A 14865-nucleotide genomic window follows, 5' to 3' on the forward strand; every position below is an offset into this window, starting at 1 on the left:
GGCGGCGCGTTACTGCGCGCGACGTTCCGGCTGGCGCGTCCACTCGTCTTCTTCGCCCGGCACCTTGCCGAAGGTCTGGTCGGCCCACGCCGCGCGGGCCGCGTCGATCTTCGCGCGTGCGCTCGACACGAAATTCCATTCGATGAACCGCTCGCCCGGCAGGTGCGCCCCGCCGAGCAGCATCACGCGCGCGCCGTTCGTGCTGGCGAGCGCCACGGTCGCGCCGGGTTCGAGCACGGCCATCGTCGCGGGGGCGAGCGGCGTGCCGTCGACGGTCAGGTCGCCGTCGATCAGATACACGCCGCGTTCCTCATGTTCGGCATCGAGCGCCAGCGTGCCGCCTGCCGCGAATTCCGCATACGCATAGAGCGTGGGTGAGAACACGGCGACCGGCGACGTGAGCCCGAACGCGGTGCCCGCGATCACGCGCACGCTCGCACCGTCGCGCGTGAACGACGGCAGCGTGTCGGCCGGATGGTGGACGAACGCGGGTGCGGTGTCTTCATGCTCGACCGGCAGCGCGACCCAGGTCTGGATCCCGTGGACCGGCTGCTCGCGCGGCCGGTCTTCGTCGGGCGAGCGCTCCGAATGCACGATGCCGCGACCGGCCGTCATCCAGTTCACGTCGCCCGGCACGATCTTCTGCCGGAAGCCGAGGCTGTCGTGATGCATCAGCGAGCCGTCGAACAGGTAGGTGACGGTCGCGAGGCCGATGTGCGGATGCGGCAGCACGTCGATGCCGCGGCCGGCCGGCAATACGGCCGGCCCCATCTCGTCGAAGAAGATGAACGGGCCGACGAGGCGCGCGGCACGCGCGGGCAGCACGCGGCGCACGACGAGGTTGCCGATGTCGCTTTCGCGCGGCGTAAGCAGGGTCTTGATCGAGGCGGACATGGTGGGGATCTCGTGGTCGAGGCGGGACGCGTCAGGCGATCGCCGTGTCGATGGTGATCGGATGCGTGAGGATCTTGTGCACCGGGCACGCGTTCGCGATCTGCAGCAGGCGTTCGCGCTGTTCGTCGGACAGGTCGCCGTCGAGCGTGATGCGGCGCACGATCGTGCTGCCCGCGCTGCCGGATTCGTGTGCGAGCTTCACGTGCACTTCGGCGAGCGGCCAGCCCTTGCGTTGCGCGTACATCTTCAGCGTGATCGCGGTGCATGCGCCGAGGCTCGACAGCAGCAGTGCGACGGGCGTCGGCGCGGCATCGCCGCCGCCGAGCGGCGCCGGTTCGTCGGCGCGCCACTGGTGGACGCCATCGCTGAAGTGGACGAGGTAATCGACGGAGCCGATGCTCGCTTCGACGGACAGTTCGCTCATTGCAATTCCATGGGAAAAGGGGGAGGCCGGCGGCTTGGCCGGGCGTTACGGTTCGAGCAGCCGTTGCAGCCGCAGTTCCTCGAAATCGAGTTCCGATTCGATCCGGTGCAGCACGGTGTCGTCGACCTTGCCGTCGCGATGCAGGTCGAGCAGCGCGCGGCGCGACACGCCGACGAGCTCGAGTTCGACGCGCAGCATGCGCGAGCGCACATTGGCCGGCTCGGCGCCGTGGCGATGCGCGCGTTCGTTGAAGGTAACGCGGTTCCGGTATTCGTCGAGCAGGCGGTCGAGCGACGGCCGCTCGAGGCTCGACCCGCGTTGTTCGAGCGCGTCGAGTTCGGCGAGCGCCGCGCCGAACGCATACGCGCGCACCGCATGCTCGGACATTGTGTGCCGCGCGGCCGGGCGCAGTTTCAGCACGCGGATCAGCGGCGCGAGCGTGCCGCCCTGCACGACGAGCGTGGCGATGATCAGCAGGAACGTGCTGAACAGGATCAGGTCGCGGCCGGGGAAGTTGGCGGGCAGTGCGATCGCGGCCGCGAGGCTCACGACACCGCGCATGCCCGACCAGCCTAGCACGATAGCCTCGCGCCACGACCACGGGGCATGGCCGGCACGCGGCGCGCGCAGGCGGCCCGGCAGCCACATCGCGACGAACACCCAGACGATGCGCGCGGCGATCGCAGCGGCGGTGGCGGGCAGCGCGACGCGCAGGCCGGCCATCAGCACCGCGCCTTCGTGGTTCACGCGCGCGAGGATCGCGTGCAACGCGAGGCCGATCAGGATGAAGACGAGCGCATCGAGCACGAACACGATCGCTTCCCAGGTCGCCTTCGCCTTGATCCGCATGTCGGCGTCGAACACGCGATGCTGGCGCACGCCGAGCACGAGGCCGCAGGTGACGACCGACAGCACGCCCGAGCCGTCGACGGCTTCGGCGATCCCGTAGCTGCCCCACGCCATCGCGAAGGTCACGACGATACCGAGCATCGGATCGCGCAGGCGCGGCAGCACCCAGCTCATCGCGTGGCCGCACGCGAGGCCGACTGCGATGCCGATCAGCGTGAGCGAGAAGAACAGCCCGGTGGCGCTCGTGGCCGTGATCGACACGGCAAGCGCGGCCGACACGGCCATCTGGTACAGCAGCAGGCCCGATGCATCGTTGACGAGGCTTTCCCCTTCGAGCACCGCGACGAGCCGCGCGGGCAGCGGGTGGCGCTGCAGGATCGCCTTCGCGGCGACCGCGTCCGGCGGCGACACGATCGCGCCGAGCGTGAAGCATGCGGCCCACGGCAACGCCGGGTTCGCGGCATGCACGGCGAGCGCGACTGCGACGGTCGTGAACACCACCGCGCCGAGCGCGAGCGACGCGATCGATGCAAGCTCCTGCCGGAATTCCTTCCACGCGGTGTAGAACCCGCTCGACATCAGCAGCGGCGGCAGCACGGCCGCGAGCAGCAGCGCCGGGTCCATGTCGGGCACGCGCTTGCCGGCGACCGCGACCACGCAGCCGCCGAGCAGCAGCACGACGGCCGGCGGAATCGAAATCCGCTCGGCGAGCCACGTGAGCGCGCCCGCACCGCAAATCAACAGCAGCAGGTAATGAAACAGCTCGACGTTGGTCATGCGTGGCCGTGTGCGACGAGGGCCATCACGACGGCTTGCGGTCGTTCGCGGTGCCGCCCGGCAGTGCGCCGAACATGTGCTGGCTGCATTGTGCATCGCGCCATGCGGTGTTCAGGCGATGGCCCGCGAACATCCGTTTCGCGACGGGCAGGATCTGTTCTCCGGCCAGCATGCCGAGCAGGCCGGTGAGCGCGATGATCGGCGGAGCCGGCGAATTCACGCCGAGCGCGCCGTAGATGACGCCGGCGAGGATGCCGGCGCATAGCGACAGGAAATACGGTTTCATGGCGAGCCCCGTGATGGCAGACGAGTGGCGCGGTGCGCGCCGTCAAGGTCTTGAAAGCGTATCGGGTTTGCGTGAAGAAAAAAAGGCCGGATCGCCCCGAACAGGCGTCGATTCCGGAATCGGATCGATTCCGTTTCTTGGATGTTCGTGCCGCGCGTTTGCGGCTTAAATATTTAGAGCCGGAAGAAGACCCGGCACCGATGCACCCCAGGCTCCTCCCGCTGTCGCGGTCGAGGCAGGCCCCCCTTTTTTCGTTCACAGGACGACTTGCGCCATGAGCAATCCGAAACTTGAAGTACTTACTCCGCAGAACAGCCAGCTGATCTTCATCGACCAGCAGCCGCAAATGGCGTTCGGCGTGCAGTCGATCGATCGCCAGACGCTGAAGAACAACGTCGTCGGTCTCGCGAAGGCCGCGAAGGCATTCAACATCCCGACCACGATCACGACGGTCGAGACCGAAAGTTTCTCCGGCCACACGTACCCCGAATTGCTCGACGTGTTCCCGAACCAGCCGCTGCTGGAGCGTACGTCGATGAACTCGTGGGACGACCAGAAGGTGCGCGATGCGCTGGCCGCGAATGGCCGCAAGAAGGTGATCGTGTCGGGCCTGTGGACCGAGGTCTGCAATACGACGTTCGCGCTGTGCGCGATGCTTGAAGGCGAATACGAGATCTACATGGTGGCCGACGCGTCGGGCGGTACGTCGAAGGACGCGCACGACTTCGCGATGCAACGGATGGTGCAGGCCGGTGCGGTGCCCGTCACGTGGCAGCAGGTCGTGCTCGAGTGGCAGCGCGACTGGGCGCGCCGCGATACGTACGACGCGGTGATGGCCGTCGTGCGCGAGCACTCGGGCGCCTACGGGATGGGTGTCGACTACGCGTACACGATGGTCCACAAGGCACCGCAACGCACCGCGACGCCGCACGAGTCGCTCGCGGCGGTCCCGGCGAAGTAACGGGCCGCCGGCCGCGATCGTCGCGATGGTCGCGACGATCGCCTGCCAGGGGCCGTCGCGCGTTCAGCTGACGGGCAGCGCCCACGGTGCGTGCACGAAGCGTTCCGCGAGGAAGTCGAGCAGCACCGTCACGCGCGCGGCGCGCAGCATGCCGGGCGGCGTGACGAGGTTGACGTTGATGTCGGCGATCTTCCAGTCGGACATCACTTCCTCGAGCTCGCCGCGCTGCATCGCGTCCCACACCAGGAACTCGGGCTGAAGGGCGAGGCCGTGACCGGCGACGAGCGCGGGGAGGATCACGTCCGCGTTGTTGGTGCGAATGCGGCCGTGCACGGATACGCCGAACTCGTCGCCCGAAGCCGGTTGGCGGAAGCGCCAGTACTCCGGCGTCGGCAGGTTCGTGTAGGTGAGGCACACGTGCTGTTCGATGTCGCTCGGATGCGTCGGGCGGCCGCGCCGGTCGAGGTAAGAGGGCGACGCGACGAGCGGGCGGCGTACCGCGCAGAGCCGGCGCGAGCGCAGCGACGAATCGCTCAGCTCGGCGATGCGGATCGCGACGTCGAAGCCGCCGGACACGATGTCGACGATGTGGTCGGTGAGTACGAGGTCGATGTCGACGCGCGGATAGCGTTCGAGAAACGCGGGCAGCACCGGCGACAGATGGCGCAGCCCGAACGACATCGGCGCGTTCACGCGCACGAGGCCGTGCGGTTCGAGCGCCTGCGCGGACGCTTCGCTCTCGATCAGGTCCGCATCGGCGAGCAGGCGGATCGCACGGTCGCGCAGCAGTTCGCCGGTCGGCGTGAGCGACAGCTTGCGCGACGTGCGGTACAGCAGCATCGCGCCGAGGCGCTTTTCGAGGCGCGCGATCGCCTTCGACACGGTCGGTTGCGATACGCCGAGCAGGTCGGCGGCTTTCGCGAACGAACCGGTCTCCGCGACGCGCGCAAAGATGGCCCAGGCTTCGAGATCAGGAAGGTGTTGCATGGTCGGAACGAATGGCAGGGAAGCGGAACGGATGCGGCGCACCGCGAAGGCGGCCGCGCGATGCCGATGATTCTAATCCGGCCGGGAGAAATATCGTTATGGAATCTTATCTACTTTCGTTGGGCGCCGGCGTGTTGATCGGCGTCGTGTACAGCGTGATCAAGGTGCGCTCGCCGGCACCGCCGCTGATCGCGCTGGTCGGCCTGGCCGGCATGCTGATCGGCGCCCAGGCCATCGCGCCGGTCCGTCACTGGCTCGGCTTCTGACCGCATCGAGGACACTTCATGAGCGCTAACGCTACTCAACCCGATCTCATCCTGCACAACGGGCGCATCACGACGCTCGATCGTGCGAACCCTGTCGCAACCGCCGTGGCGATCAAGGACGGCCGCTTCGTCGCGGTCGGTGCCGACTCGGACATCATGCCGCTCGCGGGCCGCGCGACGAAGGTCGTCGATCTCGACTGCCGCACCGTGCTGCCGGGGCTGATCGACAACCACACGCACGTGATTCGCGGCGGTCTGAACTACAACCTCGAGCTGCGCTGGGATGGCGTGCGTTCGCTCGCGGTCGCGATGGAAATGCTGAAGCACCAGGTCGCGATCACGCCTGCGCCGCAATGGGTGCGTGTGGTCGGCGGCTTCACCGAACACCAGTTCGTCGAGAAGCGCCTGCCGACGATCGACGAGCTCAATGCGGTCGCACCCGATACGCCGGTATTCATCCTGCACCTGTACGACCGCGCGCTGCTGAACGCGGCCGCGCTGCGGGTGGTCGGCTACACCAAGGACACACCCGAGCCGCCGGGCGGCACGATCCTGCGCGATGACGCGGGCAACCCGACCGGCCTGCTGCTCGCCAACCCGAACGCGACGATCCTCTATGCAACGCTCGCGAAAGGCCCGAAGCTGCCGTTCGAGTACCAGTACAACTCGACCCGCCACTTCATGCGCGAACTCAATCGCCTGGGCGTGACGGGCGTGATCGACGCAGGCGGCGGCTCGCAGAATTATCCCGACGATTACGAGGTGATCCGCAAGCTGCACGATGCCAACGAGATGACGGTGCGGATCGCGTACAACCTGTTCACGCAGAAGCCGAATGCGGAGAAGGAAGACTTCGTGAACTGGACGAAGAGCGTCAAGTACCACGACGGCACCGACTATTTCCGCCACAACGGCGCGGGCGAGATGCTGGTGTTCTCGGCGGCCGATTTCGAGGATTTTCGCGTCGCGCGTCCGGACCTGCCGGCGCAGATGGAGGACGATCTCGAAGGCGTCGTGCGCGTGCTCGCCCAGAATCGCTGGCCGTGGCGCATGCATGCGACCTACGATGAAACGATCAGCCGCGCGCTCGACGTGTTCGAAAAGGTCGACAAGGACATTCCGCTTGCCGGTCTGAACTGGTTCTTCGATCACGCGGAAACCGTTTCCGAAAAATCGATGGATCGCATTGCCGCGCTGGGCGGCGGTATTGCGGTGCAGCACCGGATGGCGTACCAGGGTGAATATTTCGTCGAGCGCTACGGCGCGCGCGCGGCCGAGGCGACGCCGCCCGTCGCGAAGATGCTCGACAAGGGAATCAAGGTGTCGGCCGGCACCGACGCGACGCGGGTGGCGTCGTACAACCCGTGGGTGTCGCTCGCGTGGCTCGTGACGGGCAAGACGGTCGGCGGCCTGCGGATGTATCCGCAGCGCAACCTGCTCGATCGCGAGACCGCGCTGCGCATGTGGACCGAGTACGTGACGTGGTTCTCGAACGAGGAGGGGAAGAAGGGGCGTATCGCGGTGGGCCAGCTTGCCGACCTGATGGTTCCGGATCGCGATTTCTTCACGTGCGCGGAGGACGATATCGTCGATACGACGGCGTTGCTGACGGTGGTCGGCGGCCGCATCGTGTGGGGCGCGGGGCCGTTCGCGTCGCACGATGCGCCGATTCCGCCCGCGATGCCCGACTGGTCGCCCGTGCGCGAGTACGGCGGCTACGGCGGCTGGGGCGCGACGCAGCGCAACGGCGCGCCGCTGCAGCGCGCGGCGGCCGCCGCGATGTGCGGCTGCGCGAGCGCATGCAACGTGCACGGGCACGCGCATGCGGGCGCATGGGGCCGCACGTTGCCGACGTCGGACGCGAAGGGCTTCTGGGGCGCGTTCGGCTGTTCGTGCTGGGCGGTCTGACATGGCGGCCCCGACCGATCGAGGCGGTGTCGGCAACCCGGCGTGGATTCGCGCGCTGCTCGCGCAGCCGTGGGTCCTGCCGCTTGCGCGTCTGGCATTGGTGTCCGCGTACCTGATCGGCGGGGTCGCGAAGGCGCTGGACTTCGACGGCGCGGTCGCGGAGCAGGCGCATTTCGGGCTGCAGCCGGCGGCGTTATGGGCGGCGCTGGCGATCGCGGTCGAGATCGCCGGCTCGCTGTGCATCGTGCTGGGCCGCTTCACGTGGCTCGGCGCCGGCAGCCTCGGCATGCTGACGCTGGTCGCGATGGCGGTCGCGAACGATTTCTGGAACCGCACGGGCGCCGAGCATTTCATGGCGCTCAACAGCTTTTTCGAGCATCTCGGGCTGATCGCCGCACTCGTGCTCGCGACCATGCTCGCCGATGCGAAGCACCTGGCCGGCGACGGCCGCACTACTCGATGACGATGAAACAACCAGGAAATCCTGTCATGAAAACCCTTCGTTCCGTATTGCTCTCCGCGATGATCGCGGGCGGTCTTGCCGTCGCGCCGGTCGTGTTCGCGAAGCCGCCGGTCGTCGCTGCGCCGGTGCCGGTGCTGGCCGTCGGGCCGCAGTACGATACGACCCACGTGTGCGTGTCGCCGGACGATTTCGACCGCTTCACCGACAGCTTCGTCGCGACCTTCGGCGGCAAGAAGTCGAAGCAGGGTGTGTTCCAGGTCACGCCCACGCCGAGCCAGACGATGTCGCAGCTCGTGCTCACGCCGGTCGGCACGGTCTCGGTGTTCGGCTTCAAGACGCCGATCCCGTATCCGTTCTGCGCGGAGCGCACCGGCTACCTCGTCACCGATCTCGACGTCGCGATGAAGACGGCGCGTGCGCACGGCGCGGACGTGATCGTCGACACGTTCCCCGATCCGATCGGCCGCGACGCGATCATCCGCTGGACCGGCGGGCTGAACATGCAACTCTATTGGCATACCGAAGCACCGCACTACGATGCGCTGGAGACGGTGCCCGAGAACCGCGTGTACGTATCGCCGGAAAGCGTGCGCAAGCTGGTCCACGATTTCGTCAAGTTCTCGAACGGCAAGGTGGTATCCGACACCCTCAAGGCACCGGGCATCGAGATCGGCCGGCCGAACGAGACCTACCGTCGCATCCGCATCGAATCGGGCTTCGGCAAGATGACCGTGCTCGTGACCGACGGCCACCTGCCTTACCCGTTTGGTCGCGAGATGACCGGCTACGAAGTGCCCGATCTCGCCGCGACGCTGAAGAAGGCGCAGGCCGCGGGCGTGACGGTGCTCGTGCCGCCGTTCACGTCGGACGGCCGCGACGCGGCGCTCGTGCAGTTCCCGGGCGGCTACGTCGCAGAGATCCACGCGAGCGCGGCGCGATGAAGCACGAGGACACGATCCTTGCCGCGGTGGCCGGCTTCGTCGACACGCTGAGCTTCGTCGCGCTGTTCGGGCTGTTCACCGCGCACGTGACCGGCAACTTCGTGTTGATCGGCGCGGGCATCGCGGGCTTCGGCCAGGGCGTCGTGCTGAAGCTGAGCGTGTTTCCGGCGTTCGTGTGCGGCGTGATCGCGAGCAGCCTGATCGCACGCTCGATGTCCGCACGGCCCGCATGGCAGGGCACGCGCGCGCTGCACGCGGTGCAGGCCGTGCTGCTGCTCGGCTTTTGCGCGGCCGGCGTGTGGGCGACACCCGTCACGCAGCCCGACAGCCTGCCGGCGCTCGTGGCCGGCATCGTCGGCGCATTCGCGATGGGCGTGCAGAACGCGCATCCGCGCGTGATCCCGCGTGCCGGCGGCGTGCCGAACACCGTGATGACCGGCAACGTGACGCAGGCGATCCTCGACGTCGTCGACATGCTGTCCGCCGGCACGTCCGACAGCGTGCGCGCGGCGGCACGCGCGCGTTTCGCGAAGATGCTGCCGGCGATCGTCGCGTTCGCGCTCGGCGCGGCGTGCGGGGCGCTCGGGTTTCGCTATATCGGCTTTCTGGCGCTGCTGGCGCCCGTTTGCGCGCTGGCGGCGCTCGCGCTGTGCGCGGCCCAATCGGCGGGCGTCATCACGAAGGAGCGCGCATGAACGGGTATCGGGAACAGGCGCATCGCGGCCGCCGCTTCGATCGTGCCGCGCGCGTGTCCGTCGTTGCGGGGCTGCTGTTCGCCGGGCGCGGCGCCGCGTTCGCGGAAACGTCGCCGGCATCGGCGCCGGCCGCTGACGGCGCCGCATCGACGTGCACGGCCAAGCGGCCGACCGTGCTGTTCAATCGCTGGCAGGAAGACTGGTCGGTGCTCGCGAATCCGTGCGTGCCGCGCGCACCGCTCGACGGCCTCAAGTACATTCCGCTCGGCAACGATCCGGCTTCCTATCTGTCGCTCGGCGTGAACCTGCGTGAGCGTCTCGAGACCGTCGACGCGCCGCTGTTCGGCATCGGTTCCGCGCAATCGGACACGTACCTGATCCAGCGCGTCGAAGTGCATGCCGATGCGCATCTCGGTCAGCACTGGCAGTTCTTCGTGCAGTTGCAGGACGATCGCGCATACGGCAAGAACACGATCTCGCCGGTCGACAAGAACCCGCTCGATCTCGAGCAGGCATTCGCGACCTATACGGGCGCGCTCGGCGGCGGCACGTTCAAGTTCCGCGTCGGCCGGCAGGAGATGGCGTTCGACCTGCAGCGCTTCATCGCCGCACGCGATGGCCCGAACGTGCGGCAGGCGTTCGATGCGGTGTGGGCCGACTACGAATACCAGCAATGGCGTTTCATCGGGTATGCGACGCAGCCGGTGCAGAACCGCAGCGCGTCCACGTTCGACGACGTGTCGAACCGCGACCTCACGTTCAGCGGTGTGCGTTTCGAGCGGAAGGCGGTCGGGCCCGGCGACCTGTCGGGCTACTGGTCGCGCTACAACCGCAGCAACGCGCGCTTTCTCGATGCGAGCGGCGCGGAGCGCCGTGACGTGTGGGACCTGCGTTACTCCGGTACGCAAGGCCGTTTCGACTGGGATCTCGAAACGATGCTGCAGACGGGGACGGTCGGCAGCAGCACGATCCGCGCGTGGGCGGTCGGCTCGATTGCCGGCTATCGGCTCGACGCGCCGTGGTCGCCGCGCATCGCGCTGCAGCTCGACGCGGCATCGGGCGACCGGCATCCGCACGACGGCCGCGTCGAAACCTTCAATCCGCTGTTCCCGAACGGCTATTACTTCACGCTGGCGGGCTTCACCGGGTATTCGAACCTGATCCACGTGAAGCCTTCGGTGACGTTGAAGCCGTCGCCGAACCTGTCGCTGCTCGGGGCGCTCGGGTTCCAGTGGCGCGAGACGACCGGCGATGCGGTCTACCAGCAGGGCAACGCGGTGGTGCCGGGTACGGCAGGCAAGGGCGGGTTGTGGACGGGGATGTACGTGCAGCTGCGTGCGGACTGGACGATCGCCGCGAACCTGATCGGTGCGGTCGAGGCCGTGCATTTCCAGGTCGGCGATGCGATCCGCCAGGCGGGCGGGCATAACGCCGACTATGTCGGGGTCGAGCTGAAGTATGGGTGGTAGCACGCGTGCCGGGGCGCGTTCGCCGGCGATGGGTTGCCCGATGCGAGGTGTTGGATGAATGCGCGCGTGCAGGTGCTCGTGTATTCGGACGAGATGCTGATCGTGCGCTGGCTTGCGCCGGGCGGCGCGGAGCAGCGCTGGGCACCCGGGCGCGCGCTGCGCTCGGGCCAGTGCGCGCTGTCCGGCGAGAAGATCGTCTGTGGCGACGCCGTCTTCAGCGCCCGCGGGCGGGCGCCGTTCGAACCGAAAGCCATGATCCTGGCGGCGGCGCTTGACCGGCCGCGCGCGTCGACGGTTCGCCCGCACGTACAGGTGCTCGAGCGCTCGGCGCAGCTGCTGGTCGTGCGCTGGGTCGAACCGGGGCGTGCGCACTTCGGCGAGCAGCACTGGAAACCCGGGCGCGCACGGCAGGCCGGTTTCTGCGTGCTGTCGGGCGCGCGGATCGCGTGCGGCGACGATGTGTTCCGCCCGAGCGGACGGCCGACGCCGCCGAATGCTCGCGCGATGATTCTGGCGGTCGCGCTCGATGGCGCCGGGCTGAAGCACGGCTGGTGACGCGGCGCGCGGTGCTTGCGCGCGCAACGACAAAGGGCGGCCGAAGCCGCCCTTTGTCGTATGCGGCCGGCATGACGCCGGCCGGTGCATTGCCGTGCCGCAGCGCCGTTACAGGTTCGGCGACAGTGCGAGCGCGTTCGTCAGGTCACCCATCGGCTGGCCGCCGTTGGCCTTCAGCGCGTCGTCGCGCTGTTGCAGGCCCGCGAGGCGCGGCAGCGAGAAGCGGCGCGTGATGAAGCGCAGGATCGACGCGGTGTCGTACTGCGTGTGGTCGACGAAGCCCTTCTTCGAGAACGGCGACACGATGAGTGCCGGAATCCGCGTGCCCGGGCCCCAGCGGTCGCCCTTCGGCGGCGACACGTGATCCCAGAAGCCGCCGTTTTCGTCGTACGTGACGACCACGACCATGTTCTTCCACTGCGGGCTGGCCTGCAGGTGGGCGAGCACGTTCGCGATGTGCTGGTCGCCGCTGGCGACGTCGGTGTAGCCCGGGTGTTCGTTCAGGTTGCCCTGCGGCTTGTAGAACGCCACTTGCGGCAGCGTGCCCGCGTCGATCGCCTTGATGAACTCGCTGCCGTCGGTGCCGCCGTCGAGCAGGTGTTGCGCGCGGCTCGTGCTGCCCGGTGCCTGGTCCGCGTAGTAGTTGAACGGCTGGTGGTGCGGCTGGAAGTTCGGCGCCGTCATGTTCGGGCCGTAGATCACGTTCGCCGTGCCGCTTTGCGCCGCCTGCAGCGCCTGGTTCCATGCGCCGCTGTACCAGGCCCACGACACGCCGGCGTTGGTCATCAGGTCGCCGATGTTCTGCTGCGATTGCGGCGGCAGCGTCGATGCGGCCGACGGGTCGGCGAGGTTCGGATCGCCGCCCGAAGCCGCCTTGTTGCCGCTCGGCTGGTACGGCGGCTGCATCGTGTTGATCGCGTAGAAGTCCGGCGTCAGGTTGCCCGAGTTCACGAACTTCGGAATGCCGTCGAGCGCGGAAGCCGGCGAGTTGGTCGCGAGCTGCAGCGACTTGCCGTCGGCGGCGACGGCCGAGATCGAACCGGCGGCCGGGCTCTTGTCCGCGTTCGCGTAGAACGGCGCGCACGCGCAGATCAGGTACTGGTGGTTCAGGAACGAGCCGCCGAACGCGCCCATGAAGAAGTTGTCGGCCAGCGTGAACTGCTGCGCGATCTTCCACAGCGGCAGCTTCGTCGCGTCGGGCGTGTAGTGGCCCATCACGAGGCCGCCGGAATCGGCCCAGGCGGCGAACATGTCGTTCTTGCCGCCGTTGATCTGCATCTGGTTCTCGTAGAAGCGGTGATACAGGTCGCGCGTCGTCACGCTCATCGACGTATTGAAACCGTTCGGGTCGTCGATCGCGAACGGCGCGTTCGGCAGGTTGGCCGTCATCGCTTCGGTCACGGCCGGCGTGACGCCCTTCGCGGTCAGGCCGCCCCAGACCTTCGGCAGCGTCGCGAGCGGCTGGCCGTTGCGGTCCTTCTGCTGCGCGCTTGCCGCAGTCACATTCTGCAGGCCGTTCGCGCCCGGGAAGTTGCCGTACAGGTTATCGAAGCTGCGGTTCTCGGCGTAGATCACGACGACGTTCTTCACCGTCGACAGGCCTTGCTGCTGCACGTCGTCGCCGCCGCAGGCGGTGAGGGCGGCGGCCGCGGCAACGGCGATCGGTGTAAAGCGAATCCAGGCGTGGTTTTTCATCCGTTGTACTCTCTATCTCTCTCTCGTCGCGTGGGGAACCGGAGCATTCGTGTACCGCCGGTTCGCGAGGGTAACCGTGGCATGTCCGGCTGTAAGCATTTTGAGGGTGCGATTTGACAGCCGGGTGTAGGCGTCCTTTCGATTAGCTGTCGATTGGTCGTCATGTAACGGTCATGCGGCTGACATAAACTCCGGCCGCTCCTGAACCCACTTTCCGACGAATCGATGAAGCCTCGCCAACCGACAGCCGGCGCGTTCGCGCGTTCGTGGCTGCACCTGACCGGCGCATTCGCGCTGGCCACCACGCTTGCAACCCTTGCCGGCTGTGACGGACAGCCGGGGGCGGGTGCGCCGACCGTACAGGCCGCCAGCGCGGCGAGTGCACTGGGCGCCGCCAATGTGGTTGCGTCCGCAACTGTTGCCGCGAGCGGCGCGGTGGTCGAAACGAACCAGCCGCAGACGCGGGCACAAGTTTACGAAGGCGTGCGCCGGATGACGGCGCTCGGCAAGCAACTTTTCTTTGACCCTACGCTGTCAGGTTCCGGCAAGCTCGCGTGCGCGTCGTGCCACAGCCCCGATCACGCATTCGGCCCGCCCAACGCGCTGGCCGTGCAATTCGGCGGCGACGACATGAAACGTCCGGGCTTTCGTGCAGTGCCGTCGCTCAAGTACCTGCAAGGCGTGCCGCAGTTCACCGAACACTTCCACGATTCCGACGACGAAGGCGACGAGAGCGTCGATGCGGGCCCGACGGGCGGCCTCACGTGGGACGGCCGCGTCGACACGGGCGCCGAGCAGGCGCGCATTCCGCTCACGTCGCCGTTCGAGATGAACAGCTCGCCCGCGAAGGTCGCTCAGGCCGTGAAGGCCGCGCCGTATGCGGACGAGTTCCGCGCGGTGTTCGGCGTGAAGGTGCTCGACGACGACGCGGCCACGTTCAAGGCCGTGCTGCGCGCGCTCGAGACGTTCGAGCAGACACCCGAACTGTTCTCGCCGTACACGAGCAAGTACGACGCGTATCTCGCCGGCCATGCGCAGCTCACGCCGGCTGAACTGCGCGGGCTGCAGTTGTTCAACGACGAGAAGAAGGGCAATTGCGCGAGCTGCCACATCAGCCAGCGCGCGCTCGACGGCACGCCGCCGCAGTTCAGCGATTTCGGGCTGATCGCGGTCGCGGTGCCGCGCAACCGCGCGCTGCCCGTCAATCGCGACCCGCGCTTCTACGATCTCGGCGCGTGCGGCCCCGAGCGTACCGACCTGAAGGGTCGCGACGAATTCTGCGGGCTGTTTCGTACGCCGTCGCTACGCAACGTCGCGCTGCGCAAGACCTTCTTCCACAACGGCGTGTATCACACGCTCGAGGACGTGATGCGCTTCTACGTCGAGCGCGACATCCATCCGGAGAAGTTCTATCCGGTCGTGCACGGCAAAGTGCAGATCTACGACGACCTGCCCAAGCGCTACTGGCCGAACATCAATCGCGAGGCGCCGTTCGACCGCAAGCACGGCGAGCAGCCCGCGCTGAACGAAGCCGAGATCAAGGACGTGATTGCGTTCCTGGGTACGCTGACTGACGGATATCAGCAAACGGCCGCGCCGGCCGGCCACTAGAAGGCGGCGTCGACGGCACGCATGCTATCCTCGCTCGCTGACAGGCGCAGTGTGCGTGCCGGTTCGCCGGCATGCACACTGCGC

15 protein-coding genes and 1 pseudogene are annotated in these 14865 nt (G+C 67.7%); 10 read left to right on the forward strand and 6 right to left on the reverse strand.

Annotated features, from left to right (window positions below; translation table 11 throughout):
- Nucleotides 1-9: 9 nt before the first annotated feature.
- Genes QZM67_RS25775 through QZM67_RS25790 form a run of 4 tightly spaced genes read right to left on the reverse strand, consistent with a single transcriptional unit; the run spans nt 10 to nt 3230 of the window.
- Complete coding sequence (locus QZM67_RS25775; protein ID WP_301807622.1) at nt 10-894, reverse strand: pirin family protein; 885 nt, start codon at nt 892-894, stop codon at nt 10-12.
- Between the two features lie 31 nt (nt 895-925).
- Nucleotides 926-1318, reverse strand: coding sequence for an OsmC family protein (locus tag QZM67_RS25780; RefSeq protein ID WP_043182438.1), 393 nt, complete (start codon nt 1316-1318; stop codon nt 926-928).
- A gap of 45 nt (nt 1319-1363) precedes the next feature.
- A complete protein-coding gene (locus tag QZM67_RS25785; RefSeq protein ID WP_301807627.1) occupies nt 1364-2944 on the reverse strand; it encodes a sodium:proton antiporter in 1581 nt (526 codons plus the stop codon).
- A 25-nt stretch (nt 2945-2969) separates the two neighbouring features.
- Nucleotides 2970-3230 (reverse strand): XapX domain-containing protein, encoded by a 261-nt coding sequence (locus tag QZM67_RS25790; protein WP_043182440.1) that lies wholly within the window; start codon nt 3228-3230, stop codon nt 2970-2972.
- 274 nt (nt 3231-3504) lie between these two features.
- Between QZM67_RS25790 and QZM67_RS25795 the strand changes: the two genes are divergently transcribed.
- Nucleotides 3505-4191, forward strand: coding sequence for a hydrolase (locus tag QZM67_RS25795; RefSeq protein WP_175021967.1), 687 nt, complete (start codon nt 3505-3507; stop codon nt 4189-4191).
- A 63-nt stretch (nt 4192-4254) separates the two neighbouring features.
- Here the strand turns inward: QZM67_RS25795 and QZM67_RS25800 are convergent, their stop codons facing one another.
- Nucleotides 4255-5178 (reverse strand): LysR family transcriptional regulator, encoded by a 924-nt coding sequence (locus QZM67_RS25800; RefSeq protein ID WP_043182443.1) that lies wholly within the window; start codon nt 5176-5178, stop codon nt 4255-4257.
- A 98-nt stretch (nt 5179-5276) separates the two neighbouring features.
- Here QZM67_RS25800 and QZM67_RS25805 point away from each other — a divergent pair, with 98 nt between their 5' ends.
- The 8 genes and pseudogenes from QZM67_RS25805 to QZM67_RS25840 all read left to right on the forward strand — a co-directional run bounded on the left by QZM67_RS25805 (nt 5277) and on the right by QZM67_RS25840 (nt 11475).
- Nucleotides 5277-5444, forward strand: coding sequence for a DUF1427 family protein (locus tag QZM67_RS25805; RefSeq protein WP_043182444.1), 168 nt, complete (start codon nt 5277-5279; stop codon nt 5442-5444).
- A gap of 18 nt (nt 5445-5462) precedes the next feature.
- The gene (locus QZM67_RS25810) at nt 5463-7352 is read left to right on the forward strand and encodes an amidohydrolase (RefSeq protein ID WP_301807634.1); all 1890 of its coding nucleotides are present in this window, start codon (nt 5463-5465) and stop codon (nt 7350-7352) included.
- Nucleotide 7353: 1 nt separating this feature from the next.
- Nucleotides 7354-7815 (forward strand): DoxX family protein, encoded by a 462-nt coding sequence (locus QZM67_RS25815; RefSeq protein ID WP_301807637.1) that lies wholly within the window; start codon nt 7354-7356, stop codon nt 7813-7815.
- Between the two features lie 26 nt (nt 7816-7841).
- Entirely contained in the window at nt 7842-8756 is a 915-nt protein-coding gene (locus QZM67_RS25820; RefSeq protein ID WP_043182448.1) for a VOC family protein, read from the forward strand.
- The gene (locus QZM67_RS25825) at nt 8753-9451 is read left to right on the forward strand and encodes a YoaK family protein (protein ID WP_301807640.1); all 699 of its coding nucleotides are present in this window, start codon (nt 8753-8755) and stop codon (nt 9449-9451) included. The genes QZM67_RS25820 and QZM67_RS25825 overlap by 4 nt, the downstream gene beginning before the upstream one ends.
- Complete coding sequence (locus QZM67_RS25830; protein WP_301807643.1) at nt 9448-10920, forward strand: alginate export family protein; 1473 nt, start codon at nt 9448-9450, stop codon at nt 10918-10920. The genes QZM67_RS25825 and QZM67_RS25830 overlap by 4 nt, the downstream gene beginning before the upstream one ends.
- Before the next feature lie 93 nt (nt 10921-11013).
- Nucleotides 11014-11184 (forward strand): annotated as a pseudogene (locus QZM67_RS25835) (DUF3331 domain-containing protein); the annotation flags it as partial.
- Entirely contained in the window at nt 11173-11475 is a 303-nt protein-coding gene (locus tag QZM67_RS25840; RefSeq protein WP_301807747.1) for a DUF3331 domain-containing protein, read from the forward strand. The pseudogene QZM67_RS25835 and the gene QZM67_RS25840, both read left to right, overlap by 12 nt.
- A 108-nt stretch (nt 11476-11583) precedes the next feature.
- On the opposite strand, the gene QZM67_RS25845 is transcribed toward QZM67_RS25840, so the two are convergent.
- On the reverse strand, nt 11584-13170 hold the full coding sequence (locus QZM67_RS25845; protein ID WP_301807647.1) for an acid phosphatase: 1587 nt from the start codon (nt 13168-13170) through the stop codon (nt 11584-11586).
- Nucleotides 13171-13395: 225 nt separating this feature from the next.
- On the opposite strand from QZM67_RS25845, the gene QZM67_RS25850 reads away from it, so the two are divergent.
- A complete protein-coding gene (locus QZM67_RS25850; protein ID WP_301807650.1) occupies nt 13396-14781 on the forward strand; it encodes a cytochrome-c peroxidase in 1386 nt (461 codons plus the stop codon).
- The last annotated feature ends 84 nt before the right edge of the window (nt 14782-14865 follow it).

Source organism: Burkholderia sp. AU45251 (assembly GCF_030482905.1).
GTDB classification, from domain to species: domain Bacteria; phylum Pseudomonadota; class Gammaproteobacteria; order Burkholderiales; family Burkholderiaceae; genus Burkholderia; species Burkholderia aenigmatica.

Excerpts from the sequence above, each read along its gene's own strand:
- QZM67_RS25840 (WP_301807747.1), top strand. The coding sequence starts at position 11,173 with ATGATCCTGGCGGCGGCGCTTGACCGGCCGCGCGCGTCGACGGTTCGC.
- QZM67_RS25825 (WP_301807640.1), top strand. The coding sequence starts at position 8,753 with ATGAAGCACGAGGACACGATCCTTGCCGCGGTGGCCGGCTTCGTCGAC.
- QZM67_RS25775 (WP_301807622.1), bottom strand. The coding sequence starts at position 894 with ATGTCCGCCTCGATCAAGACCCTGCTTACGCCGCGCGAAAGCGACATC.
- QZM67_RS25815 (WP_301807637.1), top strand. The coding sequence starts at position 7,354 with ATGGCGGCCCCGACCGATCGAGGCGGTGTCGGCAACCCGGCGTGGATT.
- QZM67_RS25810 (WP_301807634.1), top strand. The coding sequence starts at position 5,463 with ATGAGCGCTAACGCTACTCAACCCGATCTCATCCTGCACAACGGGCGC.
- QZM67_RS25845 (WP_301807647.1), bottom strand. The coding sequence starts at position 13,170 with ATGAAAAACCACGCCTGGATTCGCTTTACACCGATCGCCGTTGCCGCG.
- QZM67_RS25785 (WP_301807627.1), bottom strand. The coding sequence starts at position 2,944 with ATGACCAACGTCGAGCTGTTTCATTACCTGCTGCTGTTGATTTGCGGT.
- QZM67_RS25800 (WP_043182443.1), bottom strand. The coding sequence starts at position 5,178 with ATGCAACACCTTCCTGATCTCGAAGCCTGGGCCATCTTTGCGCGCGTC.
- QZM67_RS25805 (WP_043182444.1), top strand. The coding sequence starts at position 5,277 with ATGGAATCTTATCTACTTTCGTTGGGCGCCGGCGTGTTGATCGGCGTC.
- QZM67_RS25820 (WP_043182448.1), top strand. The coding sequence starts at position 7,842 with ATGAAAACCCTTCGTTCCGTATTGCTCTCCGCGATGATCGCGGGCGGT.
- QZM67_RS25795 (WP_175021967.1), top strand. The coding sequence starts at position 3,505 with ATGAGCAATCCGAAACTTGAAGTACTTACTCCGCAGAACAGCCAGCTG.
- QZM67_RS25850 (WP_301807650.1), top strand. The coding sequence starts at position 13,396 with ATGAAGCCTCGCCAACCGACAGCCGGCGCGTTCGCGCGTTCGTGGCTG.
- QZM67_RS25790 (WP_043182440.1), bottom strand. The coding sequence starts at position 3,230 with ATGAAACCGTATTTCCTGTCGCTATGCGCCGGCATCCTCGCCGGCGTC.
- QZM67_RS25780 (WP_043182438.1), bottom strand. The coding sequence starts at position 1,318 with ATGAGCGAACTGTCCGTCGAAGCGAGCATCGGCTCCGTCGATTACCTC.
- QZM67_RS25830 (WP_301807643.1), top strand. The coding sequence starts at position 9,448 with ATGAACGGGTATCGGGAACAGGCGCATCGCGGCCGCCGCTTCGATCGT.